At 59.9% G+C, this 21334-nt stretch carries 19 protein-coding genes; 10 read left to right on the top strand and 9 right to left on the bottom strand.

The window, feature by feature from the left end; all coding sequences use genetic code 11:
* Nucleotides 1-208: 208 nt before the first annotated feature.
* Complete coding sequence (locus tag HMPREF2562_RS10580; protein WP_222865233.1) at nucleotides 209-1135, bottom strand: LytR C-terminal domain-containing protein; 927 nt, start codon at nucleotides 1133-1135, stop codon at nucleotides 209-211.
* Between the two features lie 42 nt (nucleotides 1136-1177).
* Nucleotides 1178-1525 carry a DUF3263 domain-containing protein gene (locus HMPREF2562_RS10575; protein WP_224783754.1) on the bottom strand — a complete coding sequence of 116 codons (348 nt, stop codon included), beginning with the start codon at nucleotides 1523-1525 and terminating at the stop codon, nucleotides 1178-1180.
* A 195-nt stretch (nucleotides 1526-1720) separates the two neighbouring features.
* On the opposite strand from HMPREF2562_RS10575, the gene HMPREF2562_RS10570 reads away from it, so the two are divergent.
* Nucleotides 1721-2302 carry a peptide deformylase gene (locus HMPREF2562_RS10570; protein WP_070429378.1) on the top strand — a complete coding sequence of 194 codons (582 nt, stop codon included), beginning with the start codon at nucleotides 1721-1723 and terminating at the stop codon, nucleotides 2300-2302.
* 3 nt (nucleotides 2303-2305) lie between these two features.
* Complete coding sequence (locus HMPREF2562_RS10565; protein WP_049193790.1) at nucleotides 2306-3478, top strand: N-acetylglutamate synthase, CG3035 family; 1173 nt, start codon at nucleotides 2306-2308, stop codon at nucleotides 3476-3478.
* 46 nt (nucleotides 3479-3524) lie between these two features.
* On the opposite strand, the gene HMPREF2562_RS10560 is transcribed toward HMPREF2562_RS10565, so the two are convergent.
* Nucleotides 3525-4352 (bottom strand): RDD family protein, encoded by an 828-nt coding sequence (locus HMPREF2562_RS10560; RefSeq protein WP_222865185.1) that lies wholly within the window; start codon nucleotides 4350-4352, stop codon nucleotides 3525-3527.
* 121 nt (nucleotides 4353-4473) lie between these two features.
* Between HMPREF2562_RS10560 and HMPREF2562_RS10555 the strand changes: the two genes are divergently transcribed.
* The 3 genes from HMPREF2562_RS10555 (at nucleotide 4474) to HMPREF2562_RS10545 (ending at nucleotide 6437) form a co-directional block, all read left to right on the top strand.
* A complete protein-coding gene (locus tag HMPREF2562_RS10555) occupies nucleotides 4474-5271 on the top strand; it encodes an exodeoxyribonuclease III (RefSeq protein WP_038626705.1) in 798 nt (265 codons plus the stop codon).
* Nucleotides 5272-5513: 242 nt separating this feature from the next.
* The gene (locus HMPREF2562_RS10550) at nucleotides 5514-6077 is read left to right on the top strand and encodes a MarR family winged helix-turn-helix transcriptional regulator (RefSeq protein WP_016421518.1); all 564 of its coding nucleotides are present in this window, start codon (nucleotides 5514-5516) and stop codon (nucleotides 6075-6077) included.
* A 42-nt stretch (nucleotides 6078-6119) separates the two neighbouring features.
* On the top strand, nucleotides 6120-6437 hold the full coding sequence (locus HMPREF2562_RS10545) for a hypothetical protein (protein WP_210384456.1): 318 nt from the start codon (nucleotides 6120-6122) through the stop codon (nucleotides 6435-6437).
* Nucleotides 6438-6474: 37 nt separating this feature from the next.
* Here the strand turns inward: HMPREF2562_RS10545 and HMPREF2562_RS10540 are convergent, their stop codons facing one another.
* Nucleotides 6475-6978: an NUDIX domain-containing protein gene (locus HMPREF2562_RS10540; RefSeq protein ID WP_049189483.1), complete on the bottom strand. Its 504-nt coding sequence runs from the start codon at nucleotides 6976-6978 to the stop codon at nucleotides 6475-6477.
* 135 nt (nucleotides 6979-7113) lie between these two features.
* On the opposite strand from HMPREF2562_RS10540, the gene HMPREF2562_RS10535 reads away from it, so the two are divergent.
* The 4 genes from HMPREF2562_RS10535 (at nucleotide 7114) to HMPREF2562_RS10520 (ending at nucleotide 13284) form a co-directional block, all read left to right on the top strand.
* Nucleotides 7114-8772 carry a hypothetical protein gene (locus tag HMPREF2562_RS10535; RefSeq protein WP_070429380.1) on the top strand — a complete coding sequence of 553 codons (1659 nt, stop codon included), beginning with the start codon at nucleotides 7114-7116 and terminating at the stop codon, nucleotides 8770-8772.
* The gene (locus tag HMPREF2562_RS10530; RefSeq protein WP_070429381.1) at nucleotides 8769-9848 is read left to right on the top strand and encodes a glutamate ABC transporter substrate-binding protein; all 1080 of its coding nucleotides are present in this window, start codon (nucleotides 8769-8771) and stop codon (nucleotides 9846-9848) included. Before HMPREF2562_RS10535 ends, HMPREF2562_RS10530 begins: the two co-directional genes overlap by 4 nt.
* Complete coding sequence (locus HMPREF2562_RS10525) at nucleotides 9845-12319, top strand: serine/threonine protein kinase (protein ID WP_070429382.1); 2475 nt, start codon at nucleotides 9845-9847, stop codon at nucleotides 12317-12319. The genes HMPREF2562_RS10530 and HMPREF2562_RS10525 overlap by 4 nt, the downstream gene beginning before the upstream one ends.
* 113 nt (nucleotides 12320-12432) lie before the next feature.
* A complete protein-coding gene (locus HMPREF2562_RS10520) occupies nucleotides 12433-13284 on the top strand; it encodes a L,D-transpeptidase (RefSeq protein WP_070429383.1) in 852 nt (283 codons plus the stop codon).
* A 251-nt stretch (nucleotides 13285-13535) separates the two neighbouring features.
* Here the strand turns inward: HMPREF2562_RS10520 and HMPREF2562_RS10515 are convergent, their stop codons facing one another.
* On the bottom strand, nucleotides 13536-14732 hold the full coding sequence (locus HMPREF2562_RS10515) for an acetate kinase (protein ID WP_049193781.1): 1197 nt from the start codon (nucleotides 14730-14732) through the stop codon (nucleotides 13536-13538).
* Between the two features lie 5 nt (nucleotides 14733-14737).
* Nucleotides 14738-16063, bottom strand: a complete 1326-nt coding sequence (gene pta / locus HMPREF2562_RS10510; protein WP_224783755.1) for a phosphate acetyltransferase — start codon at nucleotides 16061-16063, stop codon at nucleotides 14738-14740.
* A 727-nt stretch (nucleotides 16064-16790) separates the two neighbouring features.
* On the opposite strand from pta, the gene HMPREF2562_RS10505 reads away from it, so the two are divergent.
* A complete protein-coding gene (locus HMPREF2562_RS10505; protein WP_049169886.1) occupies nucleotides 16791-18179 on the top strand; it encodes an FAD-dependent oxidoreductase in 1389 nt (462 codons plus the stop codon).
* 33 nt (nucleotides 18180-18212) lie between these two features.
* On the opposite strand, the gene HMPREF2562_RS10500 is transcribed toward HMPREF2562_RS10505, so the two are convergent.
* Genes HMPREF2562_RS10500 through cysD form a run of 3 tightly spaced genes read right to left on the bottom strand, consistent with a single transcriptional unit; the run spans nucleotide 18213 to nucleotide 21266 of the window.
* Nucleotides 18213-18983 (bottom strand): sirohydrochlorin chelatase, encoded by a 771-nt coding sequence (locus HMPREF2562_RS10500; protein WP_049169883.1) that lies wholly within the window; start codon nucleotides 18981-18983, stop codon nucleotides 18213-18215.
* 55 nt (nucleotides 18984-19038) lie between these two features.
* Entirely contained in the window at nucleotides 19039-20340 is a 1302-nt protein-coding gene (locus HMPREF2562_RS10495) for a sulfate adenylyltransferase subunit 1 (protein ID WP_070549993.1), read from the bottom strand.
* The gene (gene cysD / locus HMPREF2562_RS10490; RefSeq protein WP_070429385.1) at nucleotides 20340-21266 is read right to left on the bottom strand and encodes a sulfate adenylyltransferase subunit CysD; all 927 of its coding nucleotides are present in this window, start codon (nucleotides 21264-21266) and stop codon (nucleotides 20340-20342) included. Before cysD ends, HMPREF2562_RS10495 begins: the two co-directional genes overlap by 1 nt.
* Nucleotides 21267-21334: the final 68 nt, after the last annotated feature.

The following is a 21334-nucleotide window of genomic DNA, read 5'->3' as shown; positions in this document are numbered from 1 at the left end:
TCACTGGCTACTAGCAGAATACTAGTACCCCTTTTTCAGCCGTGATCTGTTTGAGACTGCAAAATATGCAAAAGCCCCGCCTAAGCCATGAAATGTGTGGCTTACGCGGGGCTTGGGAAGCTATGGGAGGGCTTCGTACCACGGTGGCAGGTCTTGACGCTTAGGCCGCAGACCTTAGTGAGAGACCGAAGTTCGGTGGGCCGGGAGTCTAGTGAGCCGGGTCAGTGGCGACCACGACGATTCCCGCCGGAGCGTCCCGGAGACGGTCATCGCGAGGTGCGGCTTCCCAACCGTTGTCGTGCGCGATCTGCTCAGCAGCGGCCTTTTCCTCTTCGTTCCTCGGGTCGAAGTAGACGGTGGTCTTCTCCCACACACCCATCTTCTCTTCAGGAGCGTTGCCGGTCTCGCCGACACCCCAGCCCTGCTCGCCCATCTGCTTGGACAGGTCATCGGCAAGGCCCACGACCTCAGAGTTGTTCAGGACACTGACCTTGACAGTCTTGCGGTCAATCTGTGGCGCTTCGTTGGCCTCATCCTGTGCCGGCGGATTCTCCGCGGGAGGAACCGGTTTGCCTGGCTCGTTTGCCGGCGGTGGCAGGACCTCGCCGTCACCATCTCCAGCAGCACCATCCTTTGCCGGATCACTGCCGTTGGCCGAGTCAGCAGGCGCACCAGAGTCAGCCGGAGCGGATGCCGAGGTGTCATTCTGGCCGGTGTTCTCAGCATCGTCGCCACGCGTGCTGAGTGCGTAGGCACCGTAGGCGACCAGGCACACGCCGATAGCGAGCAGCACGATAGCGAGAACGCGCATGTAGCGGCCATCACCGGCACCGTCGCCGATGTCGCCGTCATCAGCACCATCAGCAGCTGCGGAATTGCTAGCAGCAGCCCGAGAGCCAGCACCGGTAGTGGCGGCAGCGGTAGCACCAGCAGCGGCTGCGCCAGCGGCCGAGGCCGCAGATCTGGGAGCTGCGTGTTGAGCATCCGACGGCTCGGAGTACGCGTGAGCGCCGCCAGCGGCGGGAGCCTCCGCGTAATCGCTGTACTCATCGAAGTCGTCGTAGTCGTCATCGAGTCGATGACGGCCCGGACGCGGCGAATTCTGAGGGTTTAGTTGGTCAGACACATCCCACATCCTATATGTTCTGCCGCCGAACCGTGAAGTGAAACTTGAACCTTATGCGTCGTGGTTGTCCCGCACGGCGCGCAGCCGATGAACCAACACGGGTTCGGCTGCTTCGGCTGCTGGAGAGTCGAGAAGTCGCGAAAGTACCTGGTGGTAGCGGATTGTGTTGTTTCCAAAGTCCTCGGCAAAGCGACGCCGAATTGCCTCCTGCCGCGCACCGGCCATACGCGGTCCACGGCGGGCAACTTTCAGCCATTCTTTCTCAAAATCCAGCATTTTCTGAGCCAAAACGGGTTCAATGCCGCTGGTATCACCCACGAGTCCGAGATGCTCGGATGAGTCAAGCCGCCGCTCGGCCTCAGGTTCGTGGCTGCCACCTATGGGCTTCTTGTTCACCACTTTCCGCACCCCGCTTTCCTTCTCGCTCGCCCTGATCCTCTATTCTGCACGACACTGTCTATGCAGATACTTAGTGAAGATACATCGTCAGATCTAGCCACCCAGCCTCACCTACGCCCCACCTACAACTCCCTGACACAACTCAGGCATCACCAGGCGATTTAGAAAACATGGACGCCGAGTAGAATCAGCGGCATGACTATCCGTCCCATTGTGATTGCCGGAGACCCCGTTCTCCACACTCCTACCCAGCCGGTGACCGAGGATGCCTCCGAGCTGCGTGAGCTCATCGAGGACATGTACGAAACCATGGACCGCGCCCACGGTGTGGGGCTGGCTGCCAACCAGGTGGGTGTCGGCAAGCGTCTGTTCGTCTACAACTGCCCCGATGACGACGATGTCTGGCACCGCGGCTGCGTCATCAATCCGGTGCTGACCACCAGTGAAATCCCGAAGACTATGCCTAACGACGACGGCTCCGATGACGAAGGTTGCCTCTCTGTGCCCGGCCTGTCCTTCCCCACCAACCGTGCGGAGAAGGCTGTTGTCACCGGCCTGGATGAAAACGGCGAAGAGGTCCGCATCGAGGCCACCGGTTTCTTCGCCCGCTGCATGCAGCACGAGGTCGGCCACCTGGATGGGTTCCTCTACACCGATTGCCTCACCGGTCGTTGGAAGCGCATGGCCAAGAAGGAAATCAAGCGCGCCGGTTGGACCGAGGGCGGCCTGACCTGGATGCCGGGCGTGGATCCGGATCCGTTCGGCCACGAGGATTAGATCGTGGCGGATAGGCAATTGGAGTCGTCGGCAAGCGAAAATGCAGCACAGAAGCTACCGATTTCCCGCTGGGGCGTCGGTGAAGTGGCGGTGGGACGTCGTGTCATTGTGCGGCACGCGCTGACCGATGAAGAAGCATTGGCCAGCGGCAAGAAGACTACGGACGTCATTGGGCATGTGCTCAGCATGGATCCGTTCGTCGTGCGTCCGCAGGTTCGTGCTGGCGTGCGTGCCGACGAATCCGTGGCAGCGGTGGACTTTAGCGATAAGCACATTTTGATTGTGAAGGCCCTGCCGGATCATCCGGTGCGCAATTCGGATATTCGCGCCGTGGAAACTGCGACAGCGAAGGCCTTCCCGGGTATCGCGCATGTGGTGGAGTCGGGCTGGCTGCTGCGAGCCGGCGATGGCATTACGGAGCGTTCCAACTCCGCGCTGCCGCTCGAACCCGGAGCCAGCACTCAGCCGGTGCCGTTGGAGAAGATTAAGTCGTTTTACGATTCCCACGATTTGCCGGTGCGGATTGCGATTCCGGATAGAATCGCCAAACCTGCACAGGCGCTGGTCGCGGGGCCGGAGTGGACGGTCGGGCCGGACATTGTGGTTATGACGCGCTCACTCGATGGGGATTTGCCGCCTGCTGAATTGGCAGCTGAATCGCACAGCGCCGTACAGGTGCTTGATGAGCACAGCGCCGTACAGGTGCTCGATGAGCACAGCGTCGAGCTTGCAGACGTGCAGGTGGATATCGCTGATCAACCTGACGACGACTGGCTGGGGCTCTACCATTTCCGCGGTACCACGCTGCCCGAGCATGCACTACAGCTTCTGCGCAATGAAATTGATGGCCGCATGTGCTTCGGACGCCTGCAAGTGCCTGACAACAATGCGCCTGAAGGCATACGCACGGTAGCCATTACGCGCGGCACGCTGACCGAATCGGACGACGGCCGTGTGTGGCTCGGGTTCTCCGCTGTGGAAGTCGCAGCCGATATGCGCCGCCGAGGACTTGGCACCCTACTGGGAATTCACATGATGCACTGGGGCACACAACACGGGGCAGATTCTGCATATCTGCAGGTATTGGGCTCAAATGAGGCTGGCATTGCGCTGTACCGGACACTCGGTTTTACCGAGCACCACCGGCACCGCTACGCGGAGCTGACAGGGGCTTAGGGGCCGGGGGTTACGTTTCGGCCCTGCGCTGCTCGCCCTGATTGCCCTACTTCCCGCGCTTAACCCTTTTAATCCGCTTCAGCTGCTTGCCCTGCTGCTCTTTGCTACCCATGCGATTGCCCATGCGGCGCTGCCCACGCGGCAGCTCGCGCGTCTCCGGCTTTTCCACCACACGGGTGTGGACCGAGAGTTCATGACGACCTCTCCCCAGCGGATCGCGTGAGGCAGCCATTGCAATCCAGCCGGCCAGGCCCGCAGAGACAAACCAACCGGCGACCGGAATCATCGACGGCAGAATCCAGGCATTGCGCACAAAACCATCGCGGGCTGAGACTGGCATCCCGTGTGCACCTTCGATTTTCATGCCCATGGCGTGTTTACCCGGCGACCCGTCGAAGATGGAGTCCCCCGCCACGCGGTAGAGGTAAAAACCACCGGGACCGAGGAAGAGGCTGATCAGCATCACCATTACGCCGCTGTCCGATGTCCCCACGATGCTAGTGAGAACTGCAATGGAGGCAATCAATGCAGTGTAGATGACAGAATCCACCAACAGCGCACCACCACGACGTGCCACTGAGCCATTGGCCAGATTGGGGTCAAAGCCCAGGTGTACTGCCATTTGAGCGGTCAGCGGCGCGACTTTGGGATTAGCACTGAGCTCACCGAAGGAAGACACCCCATAGCTAGCGGGGTACCCGCTTTCATAGCCGACCGGAATGTTTGCTACCGGATATGGCACTTCCTGATACGGCATTGCCGCATCGTACGCCGCATATGCGTCGTGTTCCCGATAAGCGTTCCTGCCACTACTACCCAGGTAATCCGTCGGACTGTACTCGCCGCCGTAACGGCGATCGTCCCAGTTAGCCAACCTCGAAACTCCCTTTCCTACCGGGCTTCCGCCCACCTTATCCGTTTTTGTCCGCCTATTTTGTCACTGCTTTGTTCAACGCATGAGGCCGCCGTTTCGTTCCCCTTTTACAATCGTTGATATGCGAATCTGTGTCTGGAACGTCAATTCGGCTCGAACTCGCCTCGACCGAATGGTGGAAATGCTGCGCCGGAATGACATTGATGTCCTGGCCGTCCAGGAAACCAAGTGCAAGGACGACCAATTCCCCACCGCTGCTTTTGAAGAGCTGGGATACCAAGTCGCCCACCACGGCCTGAATCAGTGGAATGGCGTTGCCATCATCTCCCGCGTCGGCCTTGAGGACATCCAGGCAGAGTTCCCCGGTCAGCCGGGTTTCAACAAGGACCCCGACGCAACTCCCGCATTGGAGGCCCGCCATATCGCCGCTACCTGCGGTGGCGTGCGCGTCCATAGCCTCTACATCCCGAACGGCCGCGACATCACCGACCCGCACTTCGAGTACAAGCTCGAATTTCTGGAGCGGCTCCGTCAGCACATCATCGCCACGCTTGACGACGACCCGGAGGCCACCTTCATGATGGGCGGCGACTTCAACATTGCCCCGACCGACGGCGATGTCTGGTCAATGGCAGCCTTCGCAGGGAAAACACACGTCACACCGCCTGAACGCGCAGCTTTCTATGCGCTGGAGCAGGCGGGCATGAAGGAAGTAACTCGCCAATTCACCCCAAACCAGTGGACCTACTGGGATTACAAGGCTGGCCGCTTTTTCAAGGATGAGGGCATGCGCATCGACTTCCAGCTCGCCTCCCCCGACCTCGCGGCAAAGGCGTCCGCCGGATTCATCGACATCGAAGAGCGTCAGGGCAAAGGCGCATCCGACCATGCTCCGGTGATTGTGGATTACGAAGTGTAGATAAACGGGCGGAAAAGCGCGTAGGCCTAGTTCCTACTAGGGGGTGTCGCTGGGGCCGTCGTAAAGCGGAGTCTTTGCTGCCAGCCCCTAAAATCAGGGGCAGAAATGGGCGATAAAGCACCCGCACAACACTTATGAGTCTAACTTTTTGTTCAATCTACAAATTTTCACCACAGAAAGTTATTTCGACGATATAAGGTGTTTATTCAGAACATCAATTCATTACGTCGGGAAGGAAGATCATGACTTCTGCACGCTCCCCTCAGCGCACCACTACCCCGGAGCCAGCGAGCGGCTTCCCCACCGCGGATGACTCGACTGAGTCCGATGAATCCCTGCGCGAAAGCGTGCAGAAGATTTCCATCGGCCTGTATGACTTCCTTGCGTCGACTCGCCGCCTCGGTGAGCGCCCGAATGCCAGGATGGACATTTCCCAGTCGGAAATGGAAGTACTGCACTTTATTTCAACCCACCCGGGCTGCGGCGTATCCGACATTGCACGCCTGCGTTTCCTGCGCCCGTCCAACGTTTCGGCAACAGTTCGCCGTCTACTCGACAACGGACTGATTGAACGCGAGAACAATGCAAAGGATCGCCGTGCGCAGAACCTCTATGTCTCCAGCGATGGCGAGACGCTGCTGGAGCAACTTATCGACCACTGGGGTGCGCTGGTGTACGAAATTGTGCGGACAATGTCGCAAAAGGACGTTCGTGCGCTCATTAAGGCACTGCCCTCGCTACTGAAGCTGGCGGAGCACTCGGAAAGCTATGTTGAGGAGCACCAGCGCCGCCAGGAGCCGTTCTAAAAGCGCGCCGCCAAGCCCTTCTTACTAGGTACGATGATGCTTATGGCTATTACTTTGAAGAAGGCAAAAGACGTAAAGACCGCTCCGCTCGTGGCCACTGGCCTCATCGGCGGCTGGCTCACCGCTCGCGAAACAGGCATTCGTCCGCTCGGTGGCGCCATCTTGGGTGCCGCCGGCGCATACGCAGCACGCACCTGGAGCGCAAAGACCGGCGCCCTGGGAGCCGCTGGCCTAGTGGCCGCCTACCTCGGCGCTTTCGGCCTCTCACACCCGCTGGCTAAGAAGATTGGCGCATGGCCGTCTGTCCTGACCGTCACCGCGCTGGCCGCTGGCGCGGCAGCAGTTGCCGACTCCAAGTAGTCGACGCAGAGAGCGCCGGTAGGTGCGAAGCCGACACCTAGTCAAGGGCCTCCAGCAGTTTCTCGAGGTGCGCGCGCACCCGGGGCCACGATTCCACAAAAGGCGGCAGCAGATCGAGGCTGTCGACGTCGTCAAGCGGAATCCAGCGCAGCTCTAGAGACTCTTCGTTCGGATTCGTCTCCAGCTCTTCGGCAGCTAGTGCGTAGACCGTGTGGTACTTCCAGCCGCCGGCGAGCTCGGGGCGGTCCGGATCGGCCGGGAAGGGCCCGGTGGTGACCTGCGTGTCGAGGATGCGAAGCTGATGCTCCAGCAGCCCAGTTTCCTCAGCCGTTTCACGCAGCGCGGTCGCCTCAGGAGTCTCATGAGAATCACAAGCCCCACCAGGAACACCCCACGTTAGGGGGAACGATGTCCAGTCAGCTCGATACTGCATAAGCACCGTGCGCTGAGGGCTCACAATCAGCAGCCCTGCAGCTCCGAAGCGTCCCCAGCAGCGCGTACCGTTGGGGCCGGCCGCCCAACCATTTCCATCCTGAAGCATGTCTCCACCCTACGCCAGATACCCTTGTGTTTTCCGTCACAAGCCCGAGCGACTAAGATTTGCAAGGAACTAACGTTGCTCTGAGCGGAGAGATTGTCGCAGGCGACTTCGGTCACGTCGGAAGGACACGTGCACATGGGTGAAACCACTTCAAGTGCGCCTCATTCCCGCGCCCACGACAAAAGCCGAAACCCATTCCACCGCAAGAATCGCGCTCCACGCCGAACTCGTTTCAGCGGTCGCACCACTCCCGGTGGCGAAAGCTTAGACATACACACTGCGGCTCAGGCGGCAAAGGAATCGAAAGATACTCCCGCCGCCACCCCGGCTCCCGAGAGCGCGGCACCATCAACTGCTCTGGACACTACAGAGTCCTCGGCTAATGCCCCAGCAACGGCCGCAACCCCAACAGCCCTGGCAGACTCTCCGCGCGATACAGACCTGCGCGTGGATGCCCTGGAGATTGGCCCGCGCAACCGGAGATTGACACGTTTTCTCGGTGAGCGCCTCTATGACAAGCTCGGCCCGTCGGCCACGTATGTGCGCCGGTCAGCGTCATTTTTGATAACGTCACCGGGCCGATTGACCATAGTCGCCCTCATCCTCATCGTCGCTATCCTGGCAGCCGGCCTATCCATGTGGCAAACAACCTCGCAACGCCAGCAGCAGCTCACCCGAATTTCGCAACTGAGCGAGCCGATGGCCAATGCCTCGCAGAATCTCTATGCCTCGCTGACGATTGCCGATGCGTCCGCCAACACCGCTTTTTCCCGCGGCACACTCAACAGCAGCCAGGACTTGGTCAGCAACTTCGACGATGTCATCGCACAAGCATCCATGTCCGCTACCCGCGCAGCTACGGGCATTGAAAACGTCGATGATCCAGAGATGAAGGATGTCGCGACTGTACAGCGACTGTTGCCGGTCTACACCGGCATGGTCGAGACAGCTCGCGCGAATGCGCGCCAGGGCAACCCCGTCAGTGTCGCGTACCTCGCCTCTGCCTCAAACTTGATGCAGGTCCAGATTCTGCCAGCTGCAAAGTCGCTCTACGAACGCACCAGTACCACGACTAATGAGGAGCAGCGCGAACTATCGAAGCCACCTCTTTTCCCGATGTCAGGCCTGGCAGCGGCAATTTTGATGCTGCTAATCACACAGTGGTGGCTGACTCGCCGCACCGGTCGACTATTCAACGTCGGCCTGTTTGGTGCAACCATGCTGATGGCCATCGCACTTGTCGGTGTGGGAATCGCCACCACTCAGCCGTGGCAGTCTAACTCCCTCTTCGGAGAGCAGCGCCCGGACGTTCATGCCCTAACCCAAGTACGCATTGATGCCCAGCAGCTACGCGCCAGCGAAACCCTCGGCTTAGTGCGCCGTCAGCCCGCGGATGCGGAGTCCTTCTCGCAGTCGGTGCGCACCCTGGTCGGCGAGCTGGAAAGAGTGGACACCAACGCGCCGGACGACGATGTCAGAGCCGCTATCCACGGTATCTACAGCTGGGAGTCCGGCCACAACCTGATGATGGAGCACTTGAGTTCAGGCGACTACGCCGGTGCGGTTCGCATCGCGACCGATGTGGATAATGCCAGCTCGTCGGCGACTGCGTTCAACCAGGTCGATGAGTCGCTACAGAATTCCATCGCCGAGTCCCGCCTGACCGCCCGTGAGAACCTCGACCAATCCCGTCGCGCTATCGCGGCACTATCCCTCGCCACGGTTACGCTGACCGTCATCGCGGCAGTTCTGGTTGTTTTCGGCTTCCGACACCGGCTTCTGGAGTACCTATGATTGTTTCGTTCTCCCCGTCGCTCCACAGTCTCGCCGGTTGGCGGCGCGGGGCCGTCCTTGGTGCACTCGCCATCGCCGGGCTCACCGTCAGTGCCTGCGCGACCGATTCGCTTGCCGACGATCCCTACTCGCGCACAATCCTGGAGGCCACCGGTGACTTCCCCCTGCCACCGGGCGCGTTCTACGACAAAGCCTCCTCGAGGAAGCCTGCGGCAGAAGCCAACACCCCAGATCTGTCCACACTCGCCCCCGATGACCAAACACCGGAAGAGCGAATCCCGGAGATTTACCAGCGCGGCCGCATCATCGTTGGTGTTGACCAATCATTGAACCTGCTCAGCTTCCGCGACTTCAGCAGCGGAGAGCTCTCGGGGTTTGAAGTATCCCTGGCACAAGAGATTGCCCGGGACATCTTTGACAATCCCGATGCTGTCGAGTTTCGGTTCGTCGACAGCAACGAACGCACTGCCGCACTCGAAGACGGCACTGTCGATGTCGTTTTGCGCACTATGACGGTCACCGATGCCCGGCGCGAAAGGGTGCTGTTCTCCACACCGTATTTGACAGCACGAGCTGGAGTTCTAGTCTCTTCGCCGGGTGGCGATGCTTCCCCCGAGGACGTCGAGGACGGTCGCATCTGCGTTTCCCGGGGATCCACTACCGAGGATTTGATTCGACGGCTCTCGCCGAACAATACGCTGCTGTTGGTCGGTAACTGGTCGGACTGCCTCATTTCACTTCAAAACAGCCAGGCAGAGATTGTCGTTGCCGATGACACCATCCTCGCTGGTATCAACGACCAAGATCCGGCTACCGCCATTGTCCAGCGGGGCTTGAACGAGGAAAGCTACGCGGCCGGTGTATCCAAGGGGAACCCAGGCCTAGTTCGCCAAATCAACGCGACCCTGGAGCGTATGGCCAGCGATGGCACCTGGCAGTCCCTCTACGACACTTGGTTCGGCCCCTTCCTGCCAAGCGGTACACAGCCATCGCCACAGTACGGCGACGATGAAGACATACTTGGAATCTCCCCCACACCGGAAGCTGCTCCAGAAGGCGAGGTGGATAACCGATGAGCGACGAAAACCAGTTCTCCGAACAAGCCCAGCAATCCGAGCAAGCCCAGCATCCCCAGTACACGCCGGAGCCCCAGGAGGATGCTCACGCAGAGGCAGAGGCAGCTGCCACTCAGGCCGTCGCCTTCGACCCATTCGCCGATGAAGACGACGAACAAGAGCCCGGCACTGCCGCTGTCGCCTTCGACCCTTTTGCGGACGATGATGACGATGACGAAGAGTTCGATATCGCCGAATTGTTGGGGCGCGGGGGCTCGTCGTCAAGCGCGACGACCCAACCCGGCGCCCAGACGCCAGATCCGTCGATGGCCTCGCACCGGAAAGCGTTGGAGGACTTCCGCCGGAGGCGATCGAATGCACACCGCGGACGCACTGTCGCCGACGGCATGGTGCACCTGCCGTACATCACAACGCAGGATCCGCGCGATGCAGTAATGAGTGATGAGAAGATTCGAGCGACGAATAAGCCGGCGCCGAGCCTGAAAGCCGGCGATATCGTGGCGGATCAGTACGAGATCGTAGGCCCGATTGCCCACGGCGGGCTCGGCTGGATTTACCTGGCGATTGACCACAATGTCTCGGATCGTTGGGTCGTGCTCAAGGGCATGATGGCAGCGAAAAACGAGAAGGATTTCGCCGTAGTCCAGGCGGAACGCGAGTTCCTCGCGGAAATCTCGCATCCGGGAATTGTGAAGATCATCAACTTCATCGATGAGACGGACGCCAACAGCGCCACCGGCTTCATTGTGATGGAGTACGTCGGCGGCCCGTCGTTACGCAAGCAGCGACGGAGCTACCCCGACGGCGTCATGCCCTGTGACCTGGCGATTGGCTACATCCTGGAGCTGCTCCCCGCGCTGGATTACCTGCACTCGCGCGGCGTTGTCTACAACGATTTGAAGCCGGACAACGTGCTGCTCAGCGAAGACCACGTCACGCTTATCGACGTTGGCGCGGTCACCGGCATCGGCGCCTACGGCCATATCTACGGCACGCCCGGTTTCCAGGCGCCGGAGATTGCCACGACGGGACCAACGATTGCCAGCGATATCTACACAGTCGGCCGCACGCTGGCCTCGCTGATTCTGAAGTTGCCGGCGACCAACGGCGTCTACGACCCGGGGCTACCCTCACCTGTCGAAGAGCCTCTATTCCGCCGTTTTTACTCGCTCTACCGCTTCCTACTACGCGCTTGCCACGAGAACCCGGAGGCTCGCTTCGGTTCTGCCGAAGAGATGAGTGTGCAGCTCATCGGCGTATTGCGCGAGATTCTGGCGGTGCGCGACGGCGTGCAATTCCCGCAGGCGGTGTCGAATTTCTCGCCGCAGCGTTCCACGTACGGCACCAAGCACCTGGTGTTCCGCACCGATCAGCTTGTCGACGGCATCACCCGCGGCGTGGAAATCACTCCGCAAGAAGTGACCTTCGCGCTGCCTGTACCACTGATTAACCCGACAGATCCGGGTGCGCGCATCTTGAGTGCCTCGTCATTTACGGAGCCCAACGAACTTATCGAGGCACTGACCAATGCTCTGTCCGAACCCGAGTATGGTTCTTCGGTGGAAATTCCACTGGGCATCGTGCGTGCGAAACTGGACCTCGGATTAATTGATGAGGCCCGCGACAGCCTCCGCGATGTCTCTGAACGTTTGCAGCGCGATTGGCGTTACCACTGGTACGAGGGCGTGACTTATTTGCTTCTCGACCAATTCAACGATGCCCTCGCCTCGTTCCACCACGTGCTGACGATGCTGCCCGGCGAGCCCGCCCCGAAGTTGGCGCTGGCAGCGACTCTCGAGTTGATTCAACAGCGCTTGGGCATCGCCAACGCATCTCTCCTCGAGCCCGCTGTCGCCCGCGCCGCCGCGAACTTGAGCAGCGCGCTGGATAATGTCGCTGCCGATACGCCCGAGATCTTCTCCCCCGCCTGGGCCAGCGAGTCCCTGTCGCCTCAGACCATTCGTTTCAACACCCTGCGTCTCTACGCCGTCGTGTGGGCGGCCAACCCGACGACGGTATCCTCCGCCTTCGGGCTAGCTCGTCAGCTGGCCTCTGAGCGCCAACACGAAATGGCTATCTCCCAGCTTGACCGCGTACCCGGTAACTCCCGTCACCATCGCATGGCACGTTTGACGACGATTCTGATGCTCACCTCAGGGATGCCCTCCGAGTTAACTGAATCGAGAATTCGCCGTGCTGCGCGTCGTCTGGTGGAGCTGCCGACGAATGAACCGCGCATGCCACAGCTACGCATCGCCGTGATGGCGTCCGCGCTGAACTGGTTGCGCAGCTCGAACCTCGACCATGCAGCTAGCTCCAATGGTCTTTTCGATGCGCCCTTTACCGTGGCCGGCCTGCGTGAAGGATTGGAAAAAGACTTACGGATGCTGGCACGCTCTTCGCAGTTTCCGCGACACCGCTACAACTTGGTGGATATCGCAAATCTCATTCGGCCACGGACTTGGCGTTAGCTCTCTAACAGCTCCTTACCGAACCTGGTCAAACATGCTGTTGTGGGCCTGAGCGCCACCCCAGAATTGGTGAATAAAGAGAGAATTGCCTTTCGTGGTTTAAGATATCCTCTATGTTTGCCTCTTCGAAATCCTCTCTCCGCAGCGCTAAGCGCGTAATTATCAGCGCTGCAGCCCTCACCACTGCCTTTGGTATTGGGTCCGGCACTGCCGTTGCCCTGCCGGTTTCCCCAGACCTGCAGTCGCTTAGCCAGAGTGTTCGGGACCTCAAGCTGCCGGAGATCTCGACTCTGAATTCGGGCGACCTTGCCCCTGAGCTCTCTGAGGTACTGGATTCCTCTTCGGTGAAGCTGCCGGATTCGGTCGTCGCTCTGATTAATGAAAACTTCAAGTTCGCTGAAAACAACAAGCAGGTGGCGGACAAGGTCAAAACTCAGCTGCTGAGCGCCATCGACAGCCTGCCGTTGCCAGCCGCACAGAAGGCCGAAGCCACCCGCGTTGTCAACGAGATTTTCGGTTTGCTGGGGGGCCAGGACGAGCCGTCGCAGCCTGAGCCGGCGCCTGCCCCTGCTCCACAGCCAGAGCAGAAGCCACGCCCTGAACCACGCCCAGAGCCAAACAACCCGTGCCCGCCGAACGCCCGCGCATGCGTTGACCTGGCTAACCAGAAGACCTGGCTGCAGGAAAATGGCAACATCACCTACGGTCCGGTGCCAATGTCCTCCGGTATGCCAGGTTACGAAACCACCCGTGGCCACCTGAGCGTTACCCGCAAGGTCCGCGATGAGTGGTCCCGTCCTTACAACGGCCCGATGCCGTTCTCGGTGTACTTCACCAACGACGGCGAAGCTTTCCACGAGGGCTCTGTTAATCAGATGTCCCACGGCTGCATCCACCTGAACCACGATGATGCTGTGAAGTACTTCGATACCCTGCAGGTCGGCGACGGCGTCTACATCTGGTAGTTAGCTGCGCTGATGCGTTGAAACGATGACCGGGTGACTGAGCCTGTTGAGGCATAGGCGCAGTCGCCCCGGCGGTGAAAAATGAGCTCGCCCCACTAGAGTCTTCCAGTTTGGAGGACAGTGGGGGCGAGCTCATTTTTGTTGAGTTTTTGTTGAGTTACAGTCGCGGATTCAACAGGTGAGGTACACGGCAGCCGTCGATTACGGGTTACCGCAACCCTGCCTACTCGTCAGGGTTCCGGTCCAAAGAACTAGTCCACGAAGCTCATTGCGTAGCGGGCAATGGCCAGTTCCTCATTGGTCGGTACCACGAAGACCTTGACCTTCGAGTCATCCGCCGAAATCAGACGTGGGCCGTCATTCGGCTGGGAGTTGAGCTCGTCATCAATTTTGATACCGAAGTTCTCAAGCTCAGCCATCGAATCACGGCGGATACCGACGTGGTTCTCACCGACACCGGCGGTGAAGGTGATGGCATCGAGACGACCGAGAATCAGCATGTACGAGCCGATGTAGCGGCGCAGCTGGTGAACATACATCTGGTATGCAGCCCAAGCATCCGGGTCGTGGTCATCCATGCGCTCCTGCAGGACTCGGAAGTCATTGACACCAGAGACACCCTTCAAACCAGACTGGCGGTTGCACAGATTGTCGATCTCATCGATGCTCATGCCGTTGCGGTAGAGGTGGAAGATGACGCCCGGGTCAATGTCACCGGTACGAGTGCCCATCATCAGACCAGCCAGCGGAGTCAGCCCCATCGAGGTATCCACCGCCTGGCCACCTCGGATAGCCGCACACGACGCACCGTTACCCAGGTGCAGCGTAATCTGGTTGATTTCCTCTGCCGGCTTATTCAGAAGGTCCGGCACCTGCTTGGAAACAAACTCATGCGAGGTGCCGTGGAAGCCGTAACGACGGATATCAAACTTCGATGCGACCTCTGCATTTAGCGGGTACAGAGCAGCAGCTGGCGGCATGGTGTGGAAGAAACCAGTGTCGAAGACGGCGACGTGAGGCACGTCCGGAAGCAGCTTGCGAGACTCTTCGATGCCTACAATATTGGCCGGGTTGTGCAGCGGCGCCAGCGGAATAAGGTCGCGGATCATGCCCACGATCTCGTCGGTAATCAGCTCCGGTCCAGAGAACAGGCGACCACCGTGAACGACGCGGTGACCGACGGCGGCAATATCCACCGACTCCGGACCAACACCGTGCTCATCCATCAGCTCGAACGCGCGGTCAAGGCCACTGGCATGGTCAGCGATAGGCTCAGTGATTTCAATCTTCTGTCCGGAGAACTTCAGATTAATAATGCCGTCTTCTTCACCAATGCGCTCCACCAGACCGGAGACATACGGCGGCTGCGTTGAGTCCTTCTCTGGATCTACCAGCTGAAACTTGATAGAGGAGGAACCGGAGTTCAAAACAAGTACGTGACGGGACATAATAATTAGTTTCCTCCAGCCTGAATAGCGGTAATTGCAACCGTGTTGATGATGTCCGGCACCGTGGCGCCACGAGAGAGGTCGTTGACCGGCTTGTTCAAGCCCTGCAGAATCGGGCCGATTGCCAATGCACCACCACAGCGCTGGGCAATCTTGTAACCGATGTTACCGGCGTCCAGATCCGGGAACACGAAAACAGTTGCCTTACCCGCAACGGAGGAATCCGGCATCTTCTTCGCAGCCACAGACGGGTCAATAGCGGCATCGAACTGCAGCGGACCATCGACAGCGAGGTCCGGGGCCAGCTCCTTGGCCTTGGCCAGACCCGCCTTCACACGGTCAACATCCTCACCTGTGCCGGATGCTCCAGTGGAGTAGCTCAGCATGGCGACGCGGGCGTCGATACCGAAGGAAGCTGCAGTCTCGGCGGATACCACCGCGATTTCACCCAGCTGTTCCGGAGCCGGCTTCGGCAGCACCGCACAGTCCGCAAAACCCCACAGCGAGTTGTCCATAACCATGAGGAACAGCGACGACACCGTGGAAGCCGACGGCTTGGTCTTAATGATTTGCAAGGACGGACGAATGGTGTGCGCAGTTGTGTGGGCTGCACCGGACACCATGCCGTCGACAAGCCCGTTGTGAATCATCATCGTCGCAAAGTAGGAGATGTCCTGCATCGTCTCACGGGCCTGCTCCAGCGTGACCCCCTTGGCCTTGCGCATCTCTGCGAACTGTTCCGCGAACTGCTCAACATATTCGGAGGTCTGTGGGTTCCAGAGATGGGCGGCGTCGATGTCAAAACCAAGTTCGGCGGCGCGCGCCTTCATAGCATCCGGGTCACCGAGGATAGTAAGCTCACAGATGTCCTCGCGCAGGAGGTAATCAGCGGCCTCAAGAATGCGGTCATCATCCCCCTCTGGCAGCACAATGTGGCGCTTATCAGTCTTGGCGCGCTGCAACAGCCACCACTGGAAACGCTGTGGAGTCATCACTGCGGTGACCTCGCGGCTTACGACCTTGCGAAGCCCCTCAGCATCGTCAACGGCAACAACGGGAACGTCGAGATCGAGAGTCTTAGCAGCCTCGACTGCTTCCTCCCCTGTGAGAACAACAGCGAGTACCTCGCTGTGACGCTGAGCTGCACTGCTGAGCGCCAAACGAACGCGAGCCTTTGCGGCCTCTGTGTGACAGCCCTCGCCACCAGCGACAACGATGACACCGGCACCGGCGACGGTGGCGATGCGGAAGTCAAAATCGAGGTTGCCGGAGCCGGTCAGAACAGCCGCCCCCTCGTTAGCAGCGCGGTCGTCCTCAACAGCACTGACGATGGTGTCAAGCGCGGATTCCGGATCCACAACAACCTGATCCACAGTGGCGCCGTGAGCCCCACCGACAGTGTGGAGGCAACGTGCCCCACCCAGTGCCTCAGACAATGCCGTAATGACATCCTGTAGATCGTCTGCGCGGTCCACTGAAGTAATCAGGACTGCGGAGTTGTTGGTGGACGCTTGGGCGTTCTTATCGCTCACCGACGTTCCTTTCTCGCACTGCGCTTAATCGTTGACTTATTTGAACGTTGACTTGGCTCGAGCCATTGGACTGCCGGAGGCTCAAGATCATGCTGAGCTTCCAATCCCGCTGAGTCCCAAATCATTATTTTCATCTTATTGTGAGTCACCTTACATCTCACGACGGACTCAAACCTCTTTGGTTACCCCTGGTAGCCACACTTTTCCCCACAGATTCCAACAATTTTCCCGCATAATCGCGGGTTTTATGCGGTTTTTCTAGTGAACTATCCCAAATTCCCACATTGGACGTGACTAAGGTCACATTTAGTTTTGTACGCCTTCAAAAGCATCTCACCGATGATGTGATGCTCGCCTCTCGATTTTTCGTAAGTTATCGCTACGATTGGGGGCGCTACCATTGGGAATGTCGAATAAACCGATAGCTCACCAATAACTCCTTTCCCCCACGAGGTCACCGCTGGCAGCTACTTACGCCGCGGTCTCGTGGCCGTCGTAAAGCATTAGAGAAAGAAGGACACGCTTCATGAATCGCCCGCTCCGCGTTGCCGTAATTGGCTCTGGCCCGGCCGGTGTTTATGCTTCCGATGCACTGATGAAATCCAGTACTGACGTGGAAGTCGATCTGTTTGAAAAGATGCCGGCTCCATTTGGTCTAATCCGCTACGGCGTCGCCCCCGACCACCCACGTATCAAGGGCATCATTATGGCCTTACACCGTGTGATGGAAAAGCCGGAGCTGCGCCTGTTTTCCAACGTTGAGTTCGGCAAGGACATCACGCTCGACGAATTAAAGGAGCATTACGACGCCGTCATCTTCGCCACCGGTGCCGTCGGCGACCGCGCGCTGCCAACGCCGGGTGCGGATCTGCCGGAGCACTTTGGTGCTGGTGAATTCGTGGGCTTCTACGACGGCAATCCACTCTTTGAGCGCACCTGGGATCTCTCGGCGGAGTCCGTGGCCGTCGTCGGAGTCGGCAACGTCGCGCTGGATGTCTCCCGAATCCTGGCGAAGACCGGTGAGGAACTGCACGTCACAGAAATCCCGGACAATGTCTACGAGGTTCTGAAGACAAATAAGGCCAAGGAAGTCCACGTCTTCGGCCGCCGCGGCCCGGCACAGGCCAAGTTCACCCCGCTGGAGCTCAAGGAGCTCGACTACTCACCGAACGTCGAGGTCGTTGTCGATCCGCGCGATATTGATTACGACTCCGCATCCGAGATTATGCGTCGCAACTCCAAGATCACTGACCAGGTCTGCACCATCCTGGAGAACTACGCCATCCGTGAGCCAAAGAACGCACCGCACAAGCTCTACATTCACTTCTTCGAGTCGCCAGTGGAAATCCTCAGCGAGGAGGGTACCGACGGCCAGCAGCATGTGACAGGCTTGCGCACTCAGCGCATGGAATACGACGGTGCTGGCGGGCTGCGGCCGACCGGCGAGACCACCGACTGGAAGGTCGGCGCTGTCTACTCCGCCGTGGGCTACCGCTCTGATGCGCTGCCGGGTATCCCGTTCGACAACGTGAAGAATGTCATTTCCAACGTCGGTGGTCGAGTCATCGAATCCGACAACACCGAGGATGAAGCAGCCGAGGCCATCACTGGCCTCTACACCACCGGTTGGGTTCGCCGCGGACCGGTCGGCCTGATTGGTAATACCAAGGGCGATGCCAATGAGGCCGTAGCCAATCTGCTGGCCGATGCCGCTGAGGGCAAGAAATTCAACCCGTCGAAGCCGGAGTTGTCCGCTGTCAACGAGCTGCTGGAGTCCAAGGGTATCGACTACCTGGACTGGGAAGGTTGGCACAAGCTCGATGCTGCCGAACGCACCGCCGGCGAGGCCGAGGGTCGCGAACGCAAGAAGTACGTCGAGTGGGATGAGATGGTCACCCACTCCAAGGGCGAGTAACGGCGAGTAACTAGGACGGATAAAAAGCGTCGGCTACGCCACTACCTTCACGTCCGTGTACGCGGCGCGCGAGTCCCAGCGGCAGCACACAATCGGCGCCAACAGCTCGGCCAATGGCTCACCAAAAGCCACCTGACCAGCACCGTCGGCAGCGCCTGCATCGATGACTCGATCCCACAATAGGCCCGGCGCGGTAAACAGCGGCACCACTACGAGTCCGCGTCCGCGCTTGGCCGCGCGCTCCTGCGCCGCGGCCACAGCATCGGCTCCCTTGATTTTCTCAGGACCGACCACGAATGCCGCGCTCACATGTCCCGGCAGCATCCCGCCAAGGTTTGCCGCAAACTGGTGCACCGCCGCATTGGCATCCTCATCAGAGGAGCCGACCCCCATCACCAGCGCATCGACCGGCCAGGAAAAAGATGCATTCTCCGCCGCTTCGATGATTCGCTTTACGACGGCGCGCTTCGTGCCGTCGCCAAGCCCGAGTCCTTCAGCCACTGTGATGTCAACACCATGCCGATCGCAGAGTCGAACCTGCTCGGGAACGTCGACTCGCGAGTGGAACGCATCGGTGAACAGCAGCGGTACAGCCAGTGCCTGAGTCTCGCCGGCAGCGGCGAGCTCGGCACATACGGTATCCAGCGAGGGCTCGTCGAGGTCCAGCCAGGCGAGGCGAATCTGAGAGGGCGCATCCAGGCGGGTGAGCGGCATCTTCTCGCGCACGAGCGCGACCACGTCTTCGAGCACCGGTTTGGTCTCTGAGTGCCGAGAACCGTGCGCAAGCAGAATCAGTGCGGTCATCGATGGTCTCCTCAGGCTCGCTAGCTGTGCTTTCTGGTTTCTCTACCTGGCGGCTCTACTGGGCAGCGCCACGCACGAGGCCTGCGGTGAGGGTGTCACCGGTGCCCGGCTCGATGAGCAGGAATGCACCGACACGGCCACCGACGCGGTAGGCATCGACCGGCAGCGGCTGTGCGACCTCGACGGTGATCTCCGCGACGTCGTTGACTGCAAGCTGATCAGCCACACCGGTGGGCTCACCGGTTTCGATATCGATGAGCGCATCGACGGAAGCGATACGACCACGCACCAGTGCGGCACCATAGCGCACCTCTACGACGCGACCGACTGCCAACGGCTTGTCTGCAAGGTGGACGGCCACGGCGGAGAAACGGCGCACGTCTTCCGGGCGCGTGCCACTGATGAGGTCGCCACGGGCGAGGTCGAACTCGGCATCCAGGCTGATGGCCACCGACTGGCCGGCCACGGCCTCAGTGACATCCTCAGCTGCCACGGTGGTCTTCGTGACCGTAGCCTGACGGTTGGCGTCTACGGAGACAACATCGCCCACACGCACGCTACCTGCGGCGATACGGCCGGCGTAACCACGGTATTCAGTGGCGTGATCGCGAATGACATAGTCGATGGGCAGGCGCAGGTCAGCCTCGGCATCGGTTTCCAGGTCGGCACCGATGTTGAGGTTTTCCAGCAGCTCCAGCACGGTCGGCCCCTCGTACCACGGAGTGTGCTCAGAAGAATCGACAATGTTGTCGCCGACCAGAGCCGACACTGGAACAACGAAGGTGTTCTGCAGACCCAGGCGCTCTGCTAGTGCTGCCACATCCGACTCAATGGCGCGGAAGGCCTCTTCGCTGTAGTCCAGTAGGTCAATCTTGTTGACTGCGAAAATCACGTGGCGAACGCCCAGCAGACCGGCCACCGTTGCGTGACGCTTGGTCTGCGTCACGACGCCGTTGCGCGCGTCGATAAGCAAAACGACGGCCTCGGCGGTGGACATACCGGTGACGGTGTTTCGGGTGTACTGCTCGTGACCTGGGCAGTCGGCGAGGATGAAGGAGCGGACGTCGGTGGCGAAGTAGCGGTAGGCGACATCGATGGTGATGCCCTGCTCACGCTCGGCCCGCAGACCGTCGACCAGCAGCGACAGGTCCGGGTTTTCCTGACCGCGCGCCTGTGAGGAGGCGACGACGGCCTCGTACTGGTCAGCGAGGATATTCTTCGTGTCGTGCAGCAGGCGACCGACGAAGGTGGACTTACCGTCGTCGACGGAGCCAGCGGTGCACAGGCGAAGAGTGCGACGAGCGCGAGTGGCGCGGTCAGCGGAAATCAGGGTAGCTGGGGAATTTGGCTGGCTCATCAGAAGTAACCTTCCTTCTTACGGTCTTCCATGGAGGATTCGGACAACTTGTCATCTGCGCGGGTAGCGCCGCGCTCGGTGAGCTTGGATGTGCGAAGTTCCTCCATGACCTCGGCAATAGTGGTGGCAGTCGATTCGACAGCGCCGGTGCAGCTCATGTCACCGACAGTGCGGTAGCGGACAGTGCGAACCTCGAGGGTCTCGCCGTCGCGGGGTCCACCCCACTCGCCCGGTGCCAGCCACATACCGCCGCGGTTGAACACCTCACGCTCATGGGAGAAGTAGATGGGCGGCAGTTCGATGTCACGGGCTTCGATGTAGGCCCAGACGTCGGCCTCGGTCCAGTTCGAGATCGGGAAAACGCGGACGTTCTCTCCGGCGGCGTGGCGACCGTTGTAGAGCCCCCACAGCTCAGGGCGCTGACGGCGTGGATCCCAACCTCCGAAGGAGTCGCGGACGGAGAACACGCGCTCCTTTGCGCGGGCCTTCTCCTCATCGCGGCGGGCGCCACCGAGAACGGCATCGTAACCACGGTTGGCAATGGTCTCCACCAGCGGCACTGTCTGCAAGGGGTTGCGGGTGCCGTCGGCACGCTCGGTGAGCACGCCGCTGTCGATCCAGTCTTGGACCTTGGCTACGTGCAGCTTGATGCCCGGCTGAGCGGCAATCTTGTCGCGGAATTCAATAACTTCGGGGAAGTTGTGGCCGGTGTCGACGTGGAGCAGCTCCAGCGGGATACCCGCCGGTGCGAAGGCGCGCTTGGCCAGCTCGAGCACGACGACGGAATCCTTTCCGCCGGAGAAAAGTAGTGCCGGACGGTCGAACTGACCGGCGGTCTGGCGAATAATGTCGATGGCCTCGGCTTCCAGCTCGGCAAGCCGCGGGTCGAGGCGGTTTTGTACGGAAACGGTGGTTGAGCTAGTCATGGGGGGTTCTTTCTGTTGGGGGCTGTGTTGGCTGTTGCAACTGCGCTGTTTTGGCTGATATCGGTTAT

It is taken from the genome of Corynebacterium sp. HMSC077G07 (assembly GCF_001809225.1).
Taxonomy (GTDB): Bacteria; Actinomycetota; Actinomycetes; order Mycobacteriales; family Mycobacteriaceae; genus Corynebacterium; species Corynebacterium jeikeium_D.
This window is presented reverse-complemented; position numbering and strand designations above follow the sequence as displayed.